This window comes from Chryseobacterium sp. (genome assembly GCF_022869225.1).
Classification (GTDB): Bacteria; Bacteroidota; Bacteroidia; order Flavobacteriales; family Weeksellaceae; genus Chryseobacterium.
The window spans coordinates 2864754-2884878 of the sequence record NZ_JALIHL010000001.1 but is presented as its reverse complement, the minus strand read 5'-3'; the positions used below and the strand labels follow the sequence as shown (position 1 = coordinate 2884878).

Genomic DNA, 20125 nt, shown 5'->3' with positions numbered 1-20125 from the left:
TAATTCTGCAGCACTTACTTTTTATTAATACTTTTGGGGGAAAATTATATTATTTTTTTACAATTATTCCATATTTAACAAAATTAATTAATGACTATTCCACAAATACTTTATGAGACCATTCTTTGGGTAGAAGGATTTACAGCAATCACCGCCATTATTTATTTTAACCGTGAAAAGCATCATTATTGGAAATATTTCTGCCTGTACCTGGTCCTTATTTTCCTGTGTGAAGTGTTTGGGAAATACAGTCCCCGATTCATAGAATATGACAGTTCAAAATTTTATAATTATTTTGTCATTCCCCTTGAGTTTATATTTTTTTATTGGCTGTATGCGGCAAAATCTTTTGGAAAGCCGAAATTGTTTTATATTCTGTCCCTGACCTATCTGTTATCATTTATCCCTAATGAGCTCTTTTTCAATACCCGGAAAGAAATCTTCTCATTAAACTATACCTTAGGCTGCCTTATTCTAATGGGATTGGTAATTATGGAATACTATAAGCAGGTTAATTCTTCTGAGATATTAAACTTCAGCCGCAACAGAATGTTCTATATCAATCTGGGAGTTACATTATTTTATATTGGAACAATGCCGTTCTGGACCTTTTTCATTCAGATAAAACAATACAAAGAAATCCGTGACATCTATTATTCTTATTTTCAGATGTCTTTAATTGTTATGTATATTTTATTCTCCGTTTCCCTGATATGGGGAAAGCATAAGGATAAATACCCTGAATCTTTTTTACGATCATCATGAGATAAGGCAAATTAGAGCGAATTTTTAATTTTTTTCTATAGTAAGTGAAATATCATTATATTTATACACTAATCTAACTAAAACAAAATCACTATGAAAAGATTAAAAAGAGAGAAGCATTGAAAAAAATTTCAGGCGGAATTGCTGAAATTATAAGTTGTGATATCGACATGAACTGTCCCACAGGGCTGTGCTGTTCCACAGGGTACATCTGCAGGGATCCTAAAAGATACCCTTGTATTTAATAAAAACGGAGATTTTTTCTCCGTTTTTTTTTCAAACTATGCCTTATCCCATACTGTCTTCACACACAATCCGTAAAATCACGGTAAATTAACAGTAAAATCCCCCAGTATTTATTATTCTCTCTACCATATTTTTTTGCGAAATTTGCAGATACACTAATTTTTTATAAACCTAAGTTATGGAAACAGAATCTACTAATGGGCATGGTCCGAAATCCGGAAGAATGTCCAATGAACTGATTAAGGCTTTGATAGATAATTATCGCCAAAATCATTTGAATGCTATCAATGAGACCTTAGGCATCAATGACGCCCATTCCATATGGTTTGATCTTCCGAAATTAAAAAAATTTATTGCCATGATAGAGGAAGAAGCCGGCAAAAATAATCCTGACCTTTCTGAAGAAGACCTGGGAATCAGATTTTATTATGCAGCCTACCCGAAAGAAGAGAATTGGCATATAATGAGCTCTCATCCCATCGCCAAGGAATATGCTGAAAGGCACACACTGGTAATGATTCCTACTGTAAAAAGAACAGATGAGAAAGGAGAAACCCATCATTATGATTTTAATTATTCAGAAAGCAATTCATCTATAAACTTAGCATTAAGTGCCAGAAGGGCTCCTGAAGACGACGGCGTTATGGGAGAAAATAACGGACAGCTTATTCCACCGTCAAACTCTAAAGTTGAGTTTTTTTAACCATTAATTTATTACTTTAAACAGGACATGACTGATTTCCAGGAATTTGTAAGCAAAAGCATGCTTTGGGCCGAAGGACTCGCTGCGGTTGTAGCGCTTTTTTATTATCATCGTCTAAAAAAGCAATATTGGATTTTTTTCGTGTTTTATTTAGTTTTTATCTTTATTGGGGAAGCCTATGGGAGATGGGGAAAATTCACTTATTTTTCTAAATCACAATATTACAATTACTTTTTGATGCCCATCCAGTTTATATTCTTTTACTGGTTGTATGCTGCAAAATCTTTAAGAAGACCCAAATTATTTTTCATCTTATCCTTTTTATACCTACTTTCATTTATTCCCAATGAATTGTATTTTTCAGGAAGCAAAATTGTATTTGCATTTAATTATACATTTGGGTGTCTTATCCTAATGCTTCTGGTAGTGATGGAATATTATAAGCAAATTAACTCACAGGATATCCTCCATTTTAATAAGAACAGAATGTTTTACATTAACCTGGGAGTTACCCTGTCGTATATCGGAACATTACCATTCATGGCCCTTTTCCCGGTTTTGATCAATTACATGGAAATCTGGAATATTTATTTTAGTTATTTTCTAATCTCAGGCGTAGTCATGTATATTTTATTTGCAAGTTCATTCATATGGGGAAAACAGAACTCTTAATCGTTATTATTTTATTTAATATATTTTTTGTGATGTTCGTCGTTGCAGTGGCGATCTATATTAGAAACTACAGACAGCGGAAGAAGGAATACCTGAATGAAATTGAGATTAAAAATGAGATCCACCAAAAGGAACTTCTAGCTACCCAGCTGGAAATTCAGCAAGCGACCATGCAGCAGATCGGCAGGGAGCTACATGACAATATTGGCCAAAAGCTGACTTTGGTAAGCCTTTACACCCAACAAATGCTTTATGAAAATAAAGTTCCGGAAGCCAGCGAAAGAATCGAGCAGGTCTCTCAGATTATCAATCAATCCCTGCAGGATCTCCGAAATCTTTCAAAAACATTGACCGATGATAATATCAATCAAAAGGATATTAAAACTTTAATTCAGGACGAAGTAGACATTACCAATTCTTTTAAAAAATGCCATGTAAAATTTGAATATAATTTCGATCAGCTTGATCTGGGTTTTGTTCATAAAAATGTCCTTCTGAGGATTATTCAGGAATTTATTCAAAACAGCATTAAACATTCCAACTGTGAAAATATTTTTATTAACTTAAGTACGGCTGAAAATATCCTCTGGGAGCTTACCATTAATGATGATGGTATCGGATTTGACACCAGCCGGATAACTTCTAACGGGATTGGTCTTACCAATATGAAAAACAGAGCTGAAATCATCGGGGCAGACTTCCACCTTAACAGTAAGGAAAACTCAGGAACCCGGCTTCACATTATCTTAAAAAAACAATCATGAAAAAAACAATTGTAATCGTTGATGACCACATCCTTATCGCTAAAGCACTGGAAGGGATTATTGGAAATTTCAGTGACTTTGAAGTAATCTATGTATGTGAAAACGGAAAAGATCTGATACAGAAATTTGAAGACGGCATGCAGATCCCGGATATCATTTTGCTGGATATCAGTATGCCTATTATGGATGGCTTTGAAACAGCCTCCTGGCTTTCAGCTCATCACCCGGGCATTAAAATCATGGCCCTGAGTATGCAGGGTGATGACAACAGCGTCATTAAAATGATCAGAAACGGAGCAAAGGGATATTTATTAAAAAATACCCATCCAAAAGATTTGGAAACAGCCCTTACAAGATTAAATTCCGATGGTTTCTTCTATCCTGAGTGGGCATCAAAAATTATATTTTCTAATCTTAATAAGGATAAGGAAGCCGAAGTTTCCATAAGGATTTCTGATAGAGAAAAAGAATTCCTGAAATACACGGTAACGGAGCTCAGCTATAAAGAGATTGCAGACAGAATGTGCTGCAGCCCCAGGACGGTTGAAAGCTATCGTGACCAGCTCTGTGAAAAACTGGAACTGAAAACCCGTGTAGGGCTTGCAGTGTTTGCGATCAAAAATGGCTTCGCTAATTAATTCAAATTAAAAAAATCATAAAAAATATAAATAATATTAATTATTTACATTAAATCAATTTTAAAAATAAAATATTTTGCCTCATTAATGCAAAATGATTAAAAATCAACATAAATTCAATTTCTTTATAAAATATTCATTTATTTAAACTAAAAACAATATAAATATCAACTAAAAAGAAAAATAGTTTGCATATTAATTTTAAATGCTATAATTTCATATTCTTAAACAAAAAGAAATTGTAATATGAAAAAACTATTATTTGGAGCACTTATGCTCGGTCTGATGTCTGCCTGTAACAGCGACAACATTACCAATCAAAATGAAATTTCACCTGATCAACCCGCAACATCGGCTGATCTGGCTAAAAGAGGTTGTGCTTCTGAAGAAATACGACAGGAAGCTCTGAAAAGCAGTCCAGAGCTCAGACAAAGATATACAGCTTTAGAAAGCAATACTGAGAAATTTACCAATGATATGAAATTAGGAAAAGTTCTTGCTGATGGAAGCGTAGAGATCCCGGTCATCGTGAATGTTATCTATAAAACGTCTTCAGAAAATGTTTCTGACACAAGAATTGCTGAACAAATAAGTGTATTGAATGCTGACTATTCCGGTACAAATAGTGATGTCAGCAAAATCCCTTCGGAATTTCTGCCCGTAAGTTCAGGTGATGTTAAAGTAAAGTTCAGACTGGTAAATACGGTTAGAAAATCTACCTCAAAAACAGTCTGGTCTACCAATAATGATATGAAAAAAGCATCCAAGGGAGGTATTGACGCCACTAATCCTACCAACTATCTGAACATATGGATAGTAGGTAAAATGACGAGCCAGGGGCAGACCATTCTCGGATATGCTACATTCCCTGAATCAGCGGGCTTATGGAATGACGGTGTTGTAATCGCAGCTCCCTATTTTGGTAAAACCGGCGCTTCTTCTCCTTTCAACTTAGGAAGAACGGCAACACATGAGGTAGGACATTACCTGAATCTAAGACATATCTGGGGTGATGCCAATTGCGGAAATGACCTGGTTAGCGATACTCCTACACAGACAACCGCCAATTACGGAAAACCTACCTATCCTCTAAACAATACCTGCGGTGGTGTGCAGAGATCTGTGATGTTTATGAATTATATGGATTATGTAGATGATGCCGCAATGTTTATGTTCTCTGCTGGTCAGAAAACAAGAATGCAGTCTGTAGTAGCTTCTTCAGGCGCGAGATCGGGACTAAGAACACTCTAATCATCAGAAACTTAAACCCAATAAGATAGTAAAACCGTTCCATTATTTGGGACGGTTTTTTATTAAATGAGAAATTTATAAAAAAATTAAATCAATAGTATTTTTTTCATAAAAAACACACAATAAAGTGAAATAAAATAATATTTTTAATTAAATTAACTAAAATTCAAAACAAAGCCTCTTTTATTAACACAATCGTAACATTTGAAAGTAAAAAATATTAATAATCAAATAATTTGAAGAATAATTTGCATATTAAATTTAATTGATATAAATTCACAAACTCAAATCCAAAATAATATAATATGAAAAAAATTCTTTTGGGAGCTGGAATTCTATTTTTAGCTTCCTGTAACAACGATGTCAATTCTGTAGCAGAACAGCCTGAAACACAACCTCAACAACTATCCGGCAAAAGGGTTTGTCCTTCCGATTTGATGAGGGATAAAATTTTAAGCATGGATCCTGCTGCCAGGGCCAGAGTTAACGCTATAGAAGAATTTACACAACAACGCCTCAGCGACATCAAAGTAGGCAAAGTACTGGATGACGGCACCGTAGAAATCCCTGTAGTATTCAATGTTGTTTATAATACAGACAATGAAAATGTATCTGATGCCAGATTACAGTCGCAGATTGATGTCCTGAACCGGGATTATGGTGCTACAAACTCAGACATCAGCAATACCCCTTCAGAATTTGTTCCCGTAAAAGCAGGAGACACTAAGATCAGATTCAGACTGGAAAAAACAGTAAGAAAACAGAGCAGCACCACGGTTTGGACCCCTGACGAAAACAAAATGAAATCAGCTTCCACAGGTATTGTCGCTACTTCCCCTGACAATTATCTAAACATCTGGATTGTGAATAAAATGACCAACGGCACCCTTGGGTATGCCTATTATCCGGGAACGATCGATGCTTCTTTAGACGGTGTTGTGATTGGTGCTCCTTATATCGGAACAGGTTCTGGTACATCAGCTCCTTTCAATTTGGGAAGAACAGCTACTCATGAAGTAGGTCATTATTTAAATCTGCCGCACCTTTGGGGATCATATGATGTAGGATGCCAGACCGATTATTCTAATGACACTCCTGCTTCTCCAGGCCCTAATTACGGCGTTCCTTCTTATCCTCTAAACCGTGTCTGCAGTGGGGTGAGCCGTTCTCAAATCTTCATGAACTATATGGATTATGTAGATGATAGGGCTATGATCATGTTTACCACCAATCAAAGACAAAGAATGCAGGCTGTAGTTTCTATTTCCGGACCAAGATCAGGACTTAGGCTGTATTAACGATAAGTATTTATTTATCAGTAAAATAAATTCTATAATAATAAATTCATCTCTTCTTAGAGATGGATTTTTTTTATATTTTTATGCGACTTTACATTAAGGATGAAAAAAATAGTATTAGCAGCCTGTATATTTTTACATATATGCTGTTATAAAGCACAAGATACCATTCAGTCTCGAAATCTTCAGAAAGATATTACCTCCATCAGCACCGGCTTGCCCCTTGAAAACAAAACGACCTTCTTTCAGAGGGAATGGGTAAAAAAATCAATGGCTCCGGCACTACTTTTTACCGCTGCAGCTGCTACCTGGGGAGAAAAAGAGAGCATCCGTGAGATCAGAAACCGTTACCTTCCTACTTTTAAAGCCAAATATGATGATTATCTCCAGTATGCGCCTGCAGCTGCAGTTTATGGGCTAAAGCTTTCCGGAGTAAAAGGAAGAAACAATATAGGAAGGGCCAGCCTTTCTTATGTTACAAGTTTAGCTATCATGGGAATTCTGGTCAATTCTATCAAGTATACGTCAAAGGTTGAGCGCCCTGACGGCTCTAAAAACAATTCCTTCCCGTCAGGCCATACCGCAATGGCTTTCACCAACGCGAGCTTTCTGCATAAGGAGTATGGTATGGTAAACCCGGCATATAGCATTGCAGGATATGGTACGGCAGCTCTTACCGGACTTGGAAGAAATTTAAACAACAGACACTGGATTCCCGATGTTCTGGCAGGCGCAGGGATTGGGATCATATCTACCGAACTGGGCTATTTCTTTATCGACAAAATGTATAGAAATAAAGGAGACAATCTAAGTCTTTTATCCGGAATACAGGGGAATGACTACCCGTCTTTTATTGCGATAAAGCTCGGCTCTGCACTGGGTACTACTAACTTTTTAAAAGAATCCGACCTCGACAACAAAAAACAGGTAGGATTTGAGGGTGGATTGGAAGGCGCGTATTTCTTTTCAAAAAAATGGGGTATCGGAGGAGACCTCAGTTTCAGCAGCTTCCCTATTAAACCGCTGAAAATTCCTTTAGAGGAAGGAGAGAATTTTGGAAACTACAGTATCATCACTCAATCTTTAGGTTTTCTCGGTTCCGGAGCAGGTCCCTATTTTTCTCACGAGTTTTCCGACAAATGGCAGCTCACCCTGAAGGCAACTGCCGGATACTCAGCAACAGCAAGTGGAAAAGTATTTATAAAAAGCGACAGTATAGACACCCCTACTCACGAACTCCAGATTGCCCGATACAAGCCTAAGCCTGCCTTCCGCTGGAATGCAGGAACTTCTCTCACCTATAAATTCAACCCCGGATTAGGGCTTACTTTATATGCAGACTATAATCAGATCAAATCCAGCATCCGCTATCATTTTAGTGATGAAGTCAAAGAAAGTGATGAATTGGATCAAGAGCTTAACCGTCTGATCGCTAAAGAGAGAATCAACTACATCACCTTGGGCCTAAGGTTAACTGCCTATTTTTAACATTAAAAAAGCCTTCAGATTGTGAAGGCTTTTACTTTTATAAAGTTTTACTGTTATCTCCCGGTGTATAATCCATAAAAAGATCTCCATCCAACTGTACTGATTTTACTTTTTTCTTGATCGGAATCACAAGATCTGTCAGCTTTTGATCTTTCTCCCAGACGGAAGGTGAAAAATGAAGCTTTTCCATTGTCCCATCCTCATATGACAGTATCGCATCAAAAGGAATAGCAAATCCTCCCACATTTACAACATTTACCGTAAGCAAATCATTCTTCTGCGAAGCACCAGCTACCTTTAAATCGATATAATTATTGGTGTAAAACCAGTTATGGAAGAACCAATTCAGATTTTTACCCGCTCCCGCATTCATAGAGTTAAAATAATCCCAGGGCACCGGATGTTTCCCATTCCAGTTATTCATATAATGATGTAAAGCTTTTTTAAACAATTCATCTCCCAGGTAGTCTTTTAAAGCCAGGTAAGATAAGGACGCTTTTACATAGGAATTATTTCCGTATCCCGGGCCGCTTACCTGTGTACTCATCGTAATAACCGGCTGATCCTGTTCTGCAGACGGATCATTGATCCATTTTTTAACCCTGAAATTCTTATAAAACTCTTTCGCGGCAGCCTCCCCGTTTTCATCAATTCCGATGAGATATTCCAATGTTGTTGCCCATCCCTCATCCATAAAAGCATATCTTGTTTCATTGATTCCCATATAAAACGGGAAATAAGTATGGGCAATTTCATGATCGGCAGTCAGTCTTGCATCCTTCAGGTCATCGGGAATACTGGTATCATTGATCATCATTGGATACTCCATATCTGCATACCCCTGGATTGCGGTCATTACATTATATGGGTATTCTACGCCTGGCCAGTTTTTAGAAAACCAGTCCAGATTATAACGCATCCAGCCCACATAATGTTCAAAATCTTTTGCTCCGGCTTTATATCCTGCCTGCACACTGGCTCTTTTGGTTTTCAGCTGAACACTCGCGGCATCCCATACATAATGATTACTCATTGCAAAACAGAAATCCGTAATATGATTGGCTTTAAACTTCCAAACATTCCATTTGCTCTGTTTGGTTACTTTTCCTGACTTCATTTCCTGCTCCGTAGCGATACTCATCACTTTGTCACTTTTTAATGAAGCTTTATATCTTTTTAAATATTCCGGCTGAAGCACAGCATCCGGATTCAGAAAATCCCCGGTTGCCCAAACTACATAATTCTTTGGTGCTGTAATCGCAAAACTATAATCATTGAAGTCATTATAAAATTCTTGCCGGTCTGAATGAGGAAGCATATCCCAGCCATTATAATCATCATACACAGAAATTCTAGGGAAAGAATAGGCTACATAAAACGTTTCCGGATCTATCTGGCCTTCTCTTCCGCTCTGTACCGACAGCGGATACTCCCATTCAATTTTTACTTCAGCTTTTGATTTAGATTTTAAAGCTGTTTTTAACTTTACTTTTTCAACGGTACTCCAATCATCACTGTTGATATCATATTTTTCACCGTTTACAATGAAAGATCTGATCTTCAATCCTGAGGACAGAAAATCTTCAGATACAAATCCTGATCTTGGCGACTGCGGCTTGTGAAGATTATTCACAAATCGTATAGCCAGCTCATTCAAATTATCCGGACTGTTATTCGTATAGACAATTGTTTCTTTTCCGGAAACCACCTTGGTATTGGCATCTACTTTTACTTCTACCTTATAAATCCCTTTATTCTGCCAATAATTTTTACCAGGAGCTCCGGAAATATCGCGGGTTCCTTTTTCATAGGCTTTTTTAATGTTTCTAGGCATATATAATTCCTGGGCAGAAAGCTGTAACAATGAAACCACCATCATCATTCCGGAAAAAATTCTCTTCATAAATATCCTTTTTAAGATTGGCCTCAAAAATAACGAAAATGTCGCATAGAACAGCATTTCTTTTATCATAATATTTTTCAAAATAACCTTTGCACCCATTATTTCACAGCTCATTTTTCTCCACAATTACATAAAAAATCCAATCCCTAAAAAGAATTGGATTTACTATCGGTTTACAACCAGATAATATTATAATGAAAGTTCTGCAAGAACCGGAAAATGGTCTGACGGATACAGCAGATTTTCTCTTCTGTCATTAATATGTCGGTGAGATTTTATGGTGAAACCTTTGGTAAAAATATAATCAATCCTCTCCTTCGGAACTTCATTGATATTGAACGCGGTAAATGTTCCTGCCGGACCATAATGTTTTGTTTCCGAATGATAGAAAGTATCCTTCATATTCTGAGAAAGAATTCTAATAGGTTCTGAATCTTCGGTCAGATTGAAATCGCCGCTTAATGTTACAGGCAGATTTTTAGGATTAAGTTCTTTGATCTTTTTCAGGATCAGCTCAGAAGATTTCACCCTGGCCACATTTCCGATGTGATCAAAATGAAGATTCATTGCCAGGAATTCTTTTTTTGATTTTTTATCTTTAAATACTGCGTAAGTACAGATCCTGTTCAATGCAGCATCCCATCCCCTTGAAGGTTTTTCAGGGGTTTCAGACAGCCAGAATGTCCCGGACGTCACCACATCAAGCCTGTTTGTATCATAAAAAATCGCAGAGAACTCTCCCTTTTCTTTACCATCATCTCTTCCTACTCCGATGTAATCATAATTTTTCAGTCCGTTTTTAATATCCTTCATCTGCTCAGGAAGAGCCTCCTGCACTCCGAAATAATCCGGATGATAATAAGTAAGCAAATCGGCAACATCCTGTTTTCTCTGGGGCCATGAATTTTCTTTATCCGATTCAACATTAAGCCGGACATTAAAACTCATTACTTTAAAGTCCTGTGAAAATCCCAATACAAAAAGCATCAGGAATACAATTGAAAATCTGAAATTCATAATCTATTTTATCAATAAGAGACAAAAATAAAACTTCTCCGTGACAGAAAAGCTTTATTGATATGATTATATTGTTAAATTATCTTTTTCTTCTTCTATAGATATAAAATACTCATGAAATTCGTTCTCTGAAACAGGTACGCTACTTTCAAGTTTTACAACCCCAATGGTTTTATAGTGAGCTGCCAGCTTTATCTCTTTACTTTTGAGAAGAGCTTCAAGCTTTTTAATATTTATATCTTTCTTTACAACTGCGAGATAAGTGATCATAGGTATACCTGTATTAAACCATTTCCTATATCTCTGTATTTTATGCCTTCAATAGGCCTGGCCCTGTTTTCAATAAGTTCCCAGATTTCTTTTGCCGGTTTATTGGGAAATTGTTCCATATACAAGGCAGCAAGTCCGGAAACATGCGGTGCAGCCATACTTGTACCACTCATGCTGTAATAAAAATTATTTTTGTTCTTTGCATTTTTAGGATAAGCACTTATAATATCTACTCCGGGAGCACACACATTGATATTCCCTCCTGTAGACGGATTGATACCCGCATTTGAAAATCTGGCGATCTTCATTTGGCTGTCAATAGCTCCCACAGCCATTATAGATTTTGAATTGGCAGGCATTGAAACGGGTTGCGGAATCTGCGGTCTGTTGCTGTCATTCCCTGCAGCCGCTATAATAAGGCAATTATTTTCCAATGCTCTTTCTCCTATGGTTTCGAAAAGCAGGGAAGGCTGATCATCAAGTTTCACCGGAGATGCCAGCGAAAGGGACAGTATTCTGAATTTTTTCGTAATCGCCCAGTCTATGGCATCAATCACGCTGCTGGTAGTCCCTCTCCCATTGTCTGCGAGCACTTTTGCAATCTTCAGATTGCAGTCTCTGGCAATTCCGTAATATCTTCCCGTATCGCTTCTGGTATTTCCTGTGGCAACTCCCGCACAGTGTGTACCATGCCCGTTGGGATCTCTGTTCCAATCTTGTCCGTCGATGAAAGATTTACCTTCAATTTCTTCAGAGGAAAAATCAGGATGGGAAGTTTCAAGTCCTGTATCCAGAATGCAGACATCAATCCCTTTTCCTGTATAGTTGGCATTTTCCAGCCCAATAGCTTTCAGTCCCCATTCCATCTCAACCAATGATTGTTGGGGTAAAGGCTTGCTGGTGATGTATTTTTCAAGTTCTGAAATTTTTTCTGCGAGTCCGGCAGACTGTTTTTTAAGCTCGTTGACCAACTGCAATTCATCTGCAGGAAAAAATTCCCGTTCTTTTTCGTAATAAACGATAGAATTCGATTCGTTTTTCACAGCACTTTTCAATTGATCTTCATCCCTATTTTCCACCACGAGAATCCCCAGATTTTTGTAAAGCACACCGTTATCCTGATCAATAATTTCATAAGAACGGTTTTCTTTGGAGAGAAGCTCTGAGGAAGTAATACTCATTTCCAATTCTTTCTCTATTTTTTTGAGTGCGTTTTTCTGCTGATCTTTCAGCAGAACGATATATCTTCCGGTTTCCATAATGATCTTTTTTTAAATTAACTTCAGAAATACTTTTTCCAGAATAAGGAAAATATCTTCCGGGATAATAGTCAGTCTTAGTTTCTTATTAATTCCTGATATGGCTGTATTCTGCTCGGCCAGTGAATTCCAGAAGCTTTCAATTTTGGGAACAGAATTCATTTCTTTCACCTTTTCATCATCCAAAATTCCATTCTGGTATAATGAAACAATGATCCCTGAAATAAGTTCTTCTGCATCGTCCAGTTTTTTGTTTTCCTTCGCATATATTTCCATCAGGATATCATAAATACCTTCTAACCCGTTGAAAGAAAACCCTCCGAGAAGCTCTCGCCTTCCCGTTATAATCTTCTCCATTTTTATGGGATTAAAACCTCTTTTCACGGTTGCAATCCTATTCATGATCTTCAAAACTTCGGATTCGTGGCTGGTGTTTCCTTTTGTACGGAAATATTCCAGGACCTCGCTGAGAAATACATCAAACCGGGCATCAAAGTCAAATGATTTTGACAGGTATAAAGCCTGAACTTCATTGAAATGTTCCAGAAGTTCTTTGATTTTCTGTACTGTGTAGTGAATAAGTTCCTGCATTACTCAAAAGTTATCTGTTCTATTTCATTACCGTCTTTATCTTTGTAAGACACAATTCTGATTCCTTCTTCCTCCATTTCCACATGAAGGTTGATGAACAGCTTATCTTTATCTTCCGCTGCGCTGGTATTGGGATCTATATAAATATTGTTCAGTTTTGCATTCACCAGTGTATATTTATTCAGTAAAACCTTTGAAAAAATCTCTTTCAACTCATCAGTTTCTTCTTCTGTTGTCCCGTCCTGAGGCCGGAAGATTCCGGAATTAAGAAGCTGTACTTTGTTTCTGAGATCCAGTTTAAGAACTTCATTGGCAGGGAGTTTTCCGAATTTCTGATCATTCTTTTCCAGTTTACTGAACAAGGCCTTAAACTCTTCAGTCTGAATCTGTTTTCTTGTAATTTCAGGAATATTCATCTTTTTCTCTCTGTTTACCAGACGGATTCTCTCATTCATTTCTATCACGAACTGATCCTGATTCAGTTTAAAATTATATTTGGGTGCAGAATCTATATCCGTGATTTTGATGGGGATATCCATCTTTACACTGGGCAGGGCATATCTCGGAACCTTAAAATATTTAAGGTATTCATGACGGGCATATTCTTTGGCAATAAGAACAGCATTCTCGTCTGCTTTTTTACGAGCCTGAATTATCTCGTTGTTGAGATAATCCAGGTAATCTGATAATTTTATCATATTTCGTAAAACGTATTATTGAGAAAGAAGTCCAAGAACCTTCTCAAGTCCGGCAGGCATTTCATCATTGGTTGCTCTCACTTTTACCCCAAGAGAATATTCTTTTTCCACTTTGATTCCTGTACTGGAAGTTCTTTTGTAAGAAACATCCACTTTGAATTTTACAGGCCCCCATCCACCGGATACTCCGGCATTGATTCCGAATTCGTCACTTACGTCTTTGGTGTATGTTGAATTAAGTTTAACATTAAAGTCTACTTCACAGGTTTCAATTCTGAAGCTTGGAACGTTTAACAATGCTATAAAAGGAACCGTAAGTTCTACCGGATCAGGAATCGTTTTAGGATTAGTGCTGCTTACCGGCTGGTCCGGATCAAAATCCGGGTTGGGAATATTTTTGGTGTATTTGAATTCTGCCATTCTTAATTTTTTCGCGCTATTCGGGTTGTTGGGATCCGTAAGCTCGAAACCTACTTCATTGATGAAATTAACGGTGGCAATAGAGGCATTAGACTGTGCTTTTACACACGCATCCAAAGGTCCGCCAATAATGGTGGCAAAGTCAATACTTCCCAATTCTGCAGCGAAATCTGCATTAGCAGCGTCTGAAGTTTTGAAGATCTCTTCATCAGCGGCCATTTTACCGGCAATAAGTTTCATAATTTCTGAAGATGCGCCGGAAAAAGATTTTTCCCACTTTTCATCATAGTTTTTTTTGAAGTCTTCTACGATACTTAGCAGTTCTTTATTGGTAAGGGCACTTAATTCTGAAGTCTCGATTCCTGATACCTTTTCATAGACTGCAGGGCTAAGTACTTTTTCTACTCCCGACAAGAGGTCGATTAACTCATTTTTTGTTTTTTTGGCGTGGCTTGCTTCAAGCACTGATTTTAATGTTTCCATGTTGTTTTGTTTTTGTATTAATATGGTAGAGCAAAACTACATCACTGACAATCCAAACACCGTAGGGAAACACCTCTACTTACCCCGGAAAAACACCCTAAAAATAAAAGCCTGACTTACAATTGCAAGTTCAGGCTTTATAATAAGTATATTTTGCTAATATCTATGCCGGTTTACGGCTGTTATTTTCCAGATTGATATCTGGGACTACCGAATTCGGATCAAGCTTTACCTCATCTATTTCTTTATTTGAATCAACTTTAAAAGTCCATTCTGTATTTCTTTTCCAAACTTCAACAGGAATTTTCACCGTTTGCGCCGTCCCATCTTTGAATTTCAGCTGTACGGTTGTAGGCATTGGTAGCTGGCCAAGGTTTTCAATGGTAATCTGAACTCCGTTTTTAAAGTCTCCGTTGATATAGCGTACGTCTTTAACAGCCTGATCAATTTTCCACTTACTGAAAAACCAGCCTCTCCAAAACCAGTTCAATTCCTCCCCGGAAACATTCTCCATGGTATGAAAGAAGTCCCAAGGAGTAGGATGTTTGAACGCCCAACGGTCAATATAGGTTTTAAAAGCTTTGTCAAACTTCTCAGGTCCGAGAATGGTTTCCCTTAAAATTGACAACCCCGCTCCAGGTTTATAATAAGCCAGCGCTCCAATACTCCTTTCTTTCATATTATCCGGACCTACCATAACAGGTTCCAAATTATCGCTCAGCAGAAAACTTCCTGACTGAGCCATATTCGGTTTTCTATTATATTCGCCTTTATTAAAAGCCTCTGTTGAAAGCCCATTGATGAATGTATTAAACCCCTCATCCATCCAGGCAAATAATCTTTCGTTAGACCCTACGATCATTGGAAACCAATTGTGTCCAAATTCATGATCCGTTACTCCCCAAAGATCCTCACCCTTAGAATCCATATGACAGAAAACAATTCCCGGATATTCCATTCCACCTTCATTTCCTGCAACATTGGTCGCTGCAGGGTAAGTATAACCATACCATTTATTTGAATAATGCTCTATGGCGGCCTTCGTATATTCTGTAGATCTTCCCCATGCTTTATCACCGGCGCTTTCAACAGGATAGGCAGAGATAGCCAATGATTTTTTACCGTTCGGAAGATTGATTTTCGCTGCATCTAAAATAAATCCGGCAGAAGATGCCCAGGCAAAATCTCTGGCCTGTACAATTCTAAACTTCCAGGTTTTTGTTCCGGCCGCCTTGTTTTTATTTATTTCAGATTCAGGGCGGATTATCACGGTTTTATCACTGTCTCTGGCCTGCTTCCATCTGTTAATTTCCTCTTTAGTATACACTTCCTTCTCATTAAGCAGTTCTCCGGATGCAACCACATAATGATTGGCAGGTACAGTAATATTAGCTGTAATATTTCCGTATTCCAGATAAAACTCCGAAGCCCCAAGGTAAGGCAGGGTATTCCAACCCATTACATCATCATACACACACATTCTCGGATACCATTGTGCCATCGTAAAGATCTTGCCGTTTTTAGTATCCTGTACCCCCATTCTGTCTGAGCCATATTCCGGAGAAATAAAAGAGTAGTCAATGACAATATTCGCCACACCTCCTCTTCCTTTCAATTCTTTAGGCAGATCGATCTGCATTCTTGTATCGGTAATGGTATATTTCACCGCTTTCCCATCAAGTTTCACAGACTTAATAGAATATCCTCCCTGAAGCTCTTCACCATGGGCCCCGTTTCTGCTGCCCGCTAAAGGAACAACAGCGTTTCCACGAGAATCTTTTGCAAATAAATTCTGGTCCAGCTGCAACCAAAGAAAATTCAGCTGATCAGGGCTGTTATTTGTATATTTAATCTCTGCCGTACCGGCAATCTCTTTCTTATCTTCATTCAGGCTGACATTCAGATGATAGTCTGCTGAATTCTGCCAATAGGCATGGCCTGGCTGACCGCTTGCGGAGCGGGTTTCCGTACCTGTCTGAGGATAGAAGAACGGCTTAAATGCCTCTACATAATCATATTTTGGGGTTTCCTGAGCATACACAGACCCTGAAAAAAGGAAAAGCGCAACTGCAGAAACAAGTGCTGGAATTTTATAATTCATTTGAAACAATTTACAGATAAGTAAAAAAGGTGCCCGGAATTGTTACAAATCCGGGCACCTTTTCATTATTTTTTTTAATTAGTTTGATTTCTTTGCTTTAATCATAGCTTCCAAAGCATCCCACATTTCCTGAGGGATATCTTCCAGCATGTTAAATTCACCAGCTCCCTGAAGCCATTCACCACCGTCAATAGTCACTACTTCACCATTCATATATGCAGAATAATCAGACACCAGATAGGCTGCCAGGTTGGCCAGTTCCTGATGTTCTCCTACTCTTCTCAAAGGGACTTTCTTTCTCATATCAAATTTTTCCTGCAGATCACCAGGCAGCAATCTGTCCCATGCTCCTTTTGTAGGGAAAGGTCCGGGAGCAATAGCATTAAAGCGGATTCCATATTTTGCCCATTCCACAGCCAATGATCTTGTCATCGCTAAAACTCCGGCTTTAGCACATGCTGAAGGCACTACATAAGCAGATCCTGTCCACGAATAAGTTGTTACAATATTTAAAACGGTTCCCGGACTTTTAGAACCTATCCAGTGCTTTCCTATTGAAAGGGTACAGTTTTTTGTTCCTTTCAAAACAATATCTACAATAGAGTCAAAAGCAGAATGCGTTAACCTTTCTGTTGGAGAGATAAAATTTCCGGCCGCATTATTCAGTAGAATATCAATTTTGCCAAATTCTTTTAAAGCGGCCTCTTTCATGGCTTCCACTTCCTCCCAGTTTCTTACGTCACAAGCTACACAAAGCACCTTACCTCCTGTTTGCTCTTCAAGTTCTTTAGCTGTACCCTGAAGCTTTTCAAGATTTCTGGAAGTGATCACCACATGGGCTCCCAATTCAAGAAAGTATTTGGTCATGGCTTTTCCAAGACCACTTCCCCCTCCAGTTACAATCGCTACTTTATCTTTCAGTGCGCCTTCGCGCAACATTGGTTGTGTATATAAATTCATATGAAATATTTTTCTAAAAATAATAAATATTGAACGGATGGCCCTCAATTTAAATTTATAAATAATGCCATAAATAATTATTCTTTGTTTTTTAATTAATTTTATCCCTTAATAATATACTTACTCATGAAAAATCCGGGAACTGTTATTTTTCTATTATCAATGTTTTTCACCTCAAATTTGAAAGCTCAAAAATTTGAAAAGCTTTATCAATACGTAAACCCGTTGATCGGAACTGAAAAAATGGGACATACTTATCCCGGAGCTACAGTCCCTTTTGGAGCGGTACAGCTAAGTCCTGAAACAGATTCCATTTCTTATGAGCTCAACGGAAAGTATAATGGTGAAGTATATAAGTATTGTGCCGGCTACCGATACGAAGACAAAACAATTACAGGTTTCAGTGCAACCCATTTCAGCGGAACAGGCCATTCCGATCTGGGAGATTTCCTTATCATGCCCACTGTCGGAAAACTGCAGTTGAACCCCGGAACAGCTTCTCATCCTGAACAGGGCTATAGAAGCAGATTTTCCCATCAAAATGAAAAGGCAGAGGCAGGATACTACAACGTAAAACTCGATGATTATAATATTCTGGCAGAGCTGACAGCCACCCAAAGAGTTGGCGTTCACCGCTATACATTTCCTAAATCCGATCAATCTCATATCATTCTGGATTTAATGGCAGGGATCTATAATTATGACGGAAAAAATGTCTGGACCTATGTAAGAGTAGAAAACGGCAACACCGTAACAGGGTACCGCCAGACGAACGGATGGGCAAGAACCCGGACGGTATATTTCGCAATGAAGTTTTCGAAACCTTTTAAATCATACGGCCAGAAAAACGATGACGGTACCCAGGTATATAAAGGATTTTGGAGAAAATTCAACCAGACTGAAAACTTTCCGGAAATCGCCGGAAAAAATCTGAAAATGTATTTTGATTTTGACACCCATGAAAATGAGGCGATTGAAGTCCAGCTTGCCATCTCTCCTGTAAGCCAGTCCAACGCACTTGAAAATCTGGAGAAGGAAACAGGAAACTTAAATTTTAATCAGATAAAAGCCAAGGCCCAGGAAGACTGGAATAAAGAATTAAATAAAATTGTCATCCAGGGATCTGAGACCGAAAAGGTTAATTTCTATACTGCCATGTACCATACTTTTATTAACCCAACAGTTTATATGGACGCCAACGGAGAATATAAGGGGCTGGATCAAAACAACCATAAAGCAGAAGGATTCACAAATTATACAACATTCTCATTATGGGACACTTACCGGGCTCTCCATCCATTTTTCAATATTATTCAGCCTAAACGGAATAATGATATGGTAAAATCCATGATGGCGCATTACAATCAGTTTTCAATGAAAATGCTTCCTATCTGGTCACATTATGCCAATGATAACTGGTGTATGAGCGGCTATCACAGCGTAAGCGTAGTAGCTGATGCCATTATCAAAGGAAATTATAACGGTGATCCAAAAGAAGCTTTGAAAGCCTGTGTAGAAACAGCCAGTAAGAGAAATTATGAAGGGATAGGACAATATATTGATTTGGGCTATATTCCTGCCGAGAAAAACGGAACTTCAGTTTCCAATACACTAGAATATGCCTACGATGACTGGGCGATTGCCCAGCTGGCAAAATATTTGGGTGAAACTGAAATATACAATCAATTTATTAAACGCTCTGAAAACTGGAAAAATAATTTTGATAAAGCAATCGGATTCATGCGCCCGCGGCTGGCAGATGGAAGTTTCAAAAAAGATTTTGATGTATTAAGTACCCATGGACAGGGCTTCATTGAAGGAAATTCATGGAATTACAGTTTCTTTGTTCCGCAAAACCCGGATGAACTGATCAAAATGATGGGCGGCCGGAAAAAATTCGCTGCAAAACTGGACGGATTGTTTTCCATGCATTTACCTGATGAGTTTTTTGCAGATACTGAAGATATTACAAGAGAAGGAATCATCGGTGGATATGTACACGGAAACGAGCCGGCCCATCATGTCGCTTATCTATATAACTGGGCAGGGCAGCCGTGGAAAACGCAGGCACAGATCCGCCATATTTTAGAAATGCAGTATAAAGCCACTCCGGATGGATTGGGAGGAAATGATGATGCCGGGCAAATGAGTGCGTGGTATATTTTAAGCTCACTTGGGTTTTACCCTGTGGCACCGGGTTCTGAAGACTATTCCATTGGAAGCCCTGCTGTTGAACGGGCCGTTTTGAATCTGGAAAACGGAAAGACCTTTGAAATTGATACCGTCAATCAGGAGCCGAAGAACGTCTATGTTCAGAAAATTCTTTTAAACGGAAAAGAGATTCAAAATTTCACTTTGAAACACACTGAAATAATGAATGGCGGAAAACTGATGTTTTATATGGGGGATAAGGCGAAAAAATAATGATTTGAGGTAAAATTGAAAATCACGTGGAATCAAACGAATTCATGTGATATGCTTATCTGCAAGAAAATAAGACTGCGCTTTGCCGATTCTTCTATTCTAAAGTAAGTTTGGGCTGAAGCCATATGCATATGTTATAATAAAAAGCGGGCTAAAGCCCGCTTCTATTGATAT

Annotated in this window: 18 protein-coding genes; 9 read left to right on the top strand and 9 right to left on the bottom strand. The window is 38.1% G+C overall.

Annotated features, from left to right (window positions below):
- The first annotated feature begins 90 nt into the window (after positions 1-90).
- From MUW56_RS13445 to MUW56_RS13410, 8 genes are all read left to right on the top strand, one after another.
- Positions 91-765: a hypothetical protein gene (locus tag MUW56_RS13445; protein WP_292013662.1), complete on the top strand. Its 675-nt coding sequence runs from the start codon at positions 91-93 to the stop codon at positions 763-765.
- A gap of 424 nt (positions 766-1189) precedes the next feature.
- Positions 1190-1714: a hypothetical protein gene (locus MUW56_RS13440; protein WP_292013661.1), complete on the top strand. Its 525-nt coding sequence runs from the start codon at positions 1190-1192 to the stop codon at positions 1712-1714.
- 27 nt (positions 1715-1741) lie between these two features.
- Positions 1742-2386: a hypothetical protein gene (locus tag MUW56_RS13435; RefSeq protein WP_292013660.1), complete on the top strand. Its 645-nt coding sequence runs from the start codon at positions 1742-1744 to the stop codon at positions 2384-2386.
- Positions 2365-3150: an ATP-binding protein gene (locus tag MUW56_RS13430; protein ID WP_292013659.1), complete on the top strand. Its 786-nt coding sequence runs from the start codon at positions 2365-2367 to the stop codon at positions 3148-3150. The genes MUW56_RS13435 and MUW56_RS13430 overlap by 22 nt, the downstream gene beginning before the upstream one ends.
- Positions 3147-3788: a response regulator transcription factor gene (locus MUW56_RS13425; protein WP_292013658.1), complete on the top strand. Its 642-nt coding sequence runs from the start codon at positions 3147-3149 to the stop codon at positions 3786-3788. The genes MUW56_RS13430 and MUW56_RS13425 overlap by 4 nt, the downstream gene beginning before the upstream one ends.
- Positions 3789-4034: 246 nt before the next feature.
- Positions 4035-5039 carry a zinc metalloprotease gene (locus MUW56_RS13420; protein ID WP_292013657.1) on the top strand — a complete coding sequence of 335 codons (1005 nt, stop codon included), beginning with the start codon at positions 4035-4037 and terminating at the stop codon, positions 5037-5039.
- 305 nt (positions 5040-5344) lie between these two features.
- Complete coding sequence (locus MUW56_RS13415) at positions 5345-6337, top strand: zinc metalloprotease (RefSeq protein WP_292013656.1); 993 nt, start codon at positions 5345-5347, stop codon at positions 6335-6337.
- A 102-nt stretch (positions 6338-6439) separates the two neighbouring features.
- The gene (locus MUW56_RS13410) at positions 6440-7825 is read left to right on the top strand and encodes a phosphatase PAP2 family protein (protein WP_292013655.1); all 1386 of its coding nucleotides are present in this window, start codon (positions 6440-6442) and stop codon (positions 7823-7825) included.
- A 37-nt stretch (positions 7826-7862) separates the two neighbouring features.
- Here MUW56_RS13410 and MUW56_RS13405 read toward each other — a convergent pair whose 3' ends face one another.
- From MUW56_RS13405 to MUW56_RS13365, 9 genes are all read right to left on the bottom strand, one after another.
- Positions 7863-9728: a M1 family metallopeptidase gene (locus tag MUW56_RS13405; protein WP_292013654.1), complete on the bottom strand. Its 1866-nt coding sequence runs from the start codon at positions 9726-9728 to the stop codon at positions 7863-7865.
- A 189-nt stretch (positions 9729-9917) separates the two neighbouring features.
- Complete coding sequence (locus tag MUW56_RS13400) at positions 9918-10745, bottom strand: endonuclease/exonuclease/phosphatase family protein (RefSeq protein ID WP_292013653.1); 828 nt, start codon at positions 10743-10745, stop codon at positions 9918-9920.
- A 66-nt stretch (positions 10746-10811) separates the two neighbouring features.
- A complete protein-coding gene (locus MUW56_RS13395) occupies positions 10812-11015 on the bottom strand; it encodes a hypothetical protein (RefSeq protein WP_292013652.1) in 204 nt (67 codons plus the stop codon).
- Positions 11012-12274, bottom strand: a complete 1263-nt coding sequence (locus tag MUW56_RS13390) for a S8 family serine peptidase (RefSeq protein ID WP_292013651.1) — start codon at positions 12272-12274, stop codon at positions 11012-11014. Before MUW56_RS13390 ends, MUW56_RS13395 begins: the two co-directional genes overlap by 4 nt.
- A gap of 12 nt (positions 12275-12286) precedes the next feature.
- The gene (locus MUW56_RS13385) at positions 12287-12865 is read right to left on the bottom strand and encodes a hypothetical protein (RefSeq protein ID WP_292013650.1); all 579 of its coding nucleotides are present in this window, start codon (positions 12863-12865) and stop codon (positions 12287-12289) included.
- A complete protein-coding gene (locus MUW56_RS13380; RefSeq protein ID WP_292013649.1) occupies positions 12865-13563 on the bottom strand; it encodes a hypothetical protein in 699 nt (232 codons plus the stop codon). Before MUW56_RS13380 ends, MUW56_RS13385 begins: the two co-directional genes overlap by 1 nt.
- A gap of 15 nt (positions 13564-13578) precedes the next feature.
- Positions 13579-14466 carry a DUF2589 domain-containing protein gene (locus MUW56_RS13375; RefSeq protein WP_292013648.1) on the bottom strand — a complete coding sequence of 296 codons (888 nt, stop codon included), beginning with the start codon at positions 14464-14466 and terminating at the stop codon, positions 13579-13581.
- A 163-nt stretch (positions 14467-14629) separates the two neighbouring features.
- Positions 14630-16567, bottom strand: a complete 1938-nt coding sequence (locus MUW56_RS13370) for a M1 family metallopeptidase (protein WP_292013647.1) — start codon at positions 16565-16567, stop codon at positions 14630-14632.
- A gap of 78 nt (positions 16568-16645) precedes the next feature.
- Positions 16646-17527: an SDR family oxidoreductase gene (locus MUW56_RS13365; protein ID WP_292013646.1), complete on the bottom strand. Its 882-nt coding sequence runs from the start codon at positions 17525-17527 to the stop codon at positions 16646-16648.
- Positions 17528-17653: 126 nt separating this feature from the next.
- On the opposite strand from MUW56_RS13365, the gene MUW56_RS13360 reads away from it, so the two are divergent.
- Positions 17654-19951 carry a GH92 family glycosyl hydrolase gene (locus MUW56_RS13360; protein WP_292013645.1) on the top strand — a complete coding sequence of 766 codons (2298 nt, stop codon included), beginning with the start codon at positions 17654-17656 and terminating at the stop codon, positions 19949-19951.
- Positions 19952-20125 lie beyond the last annotated feature (174 nt).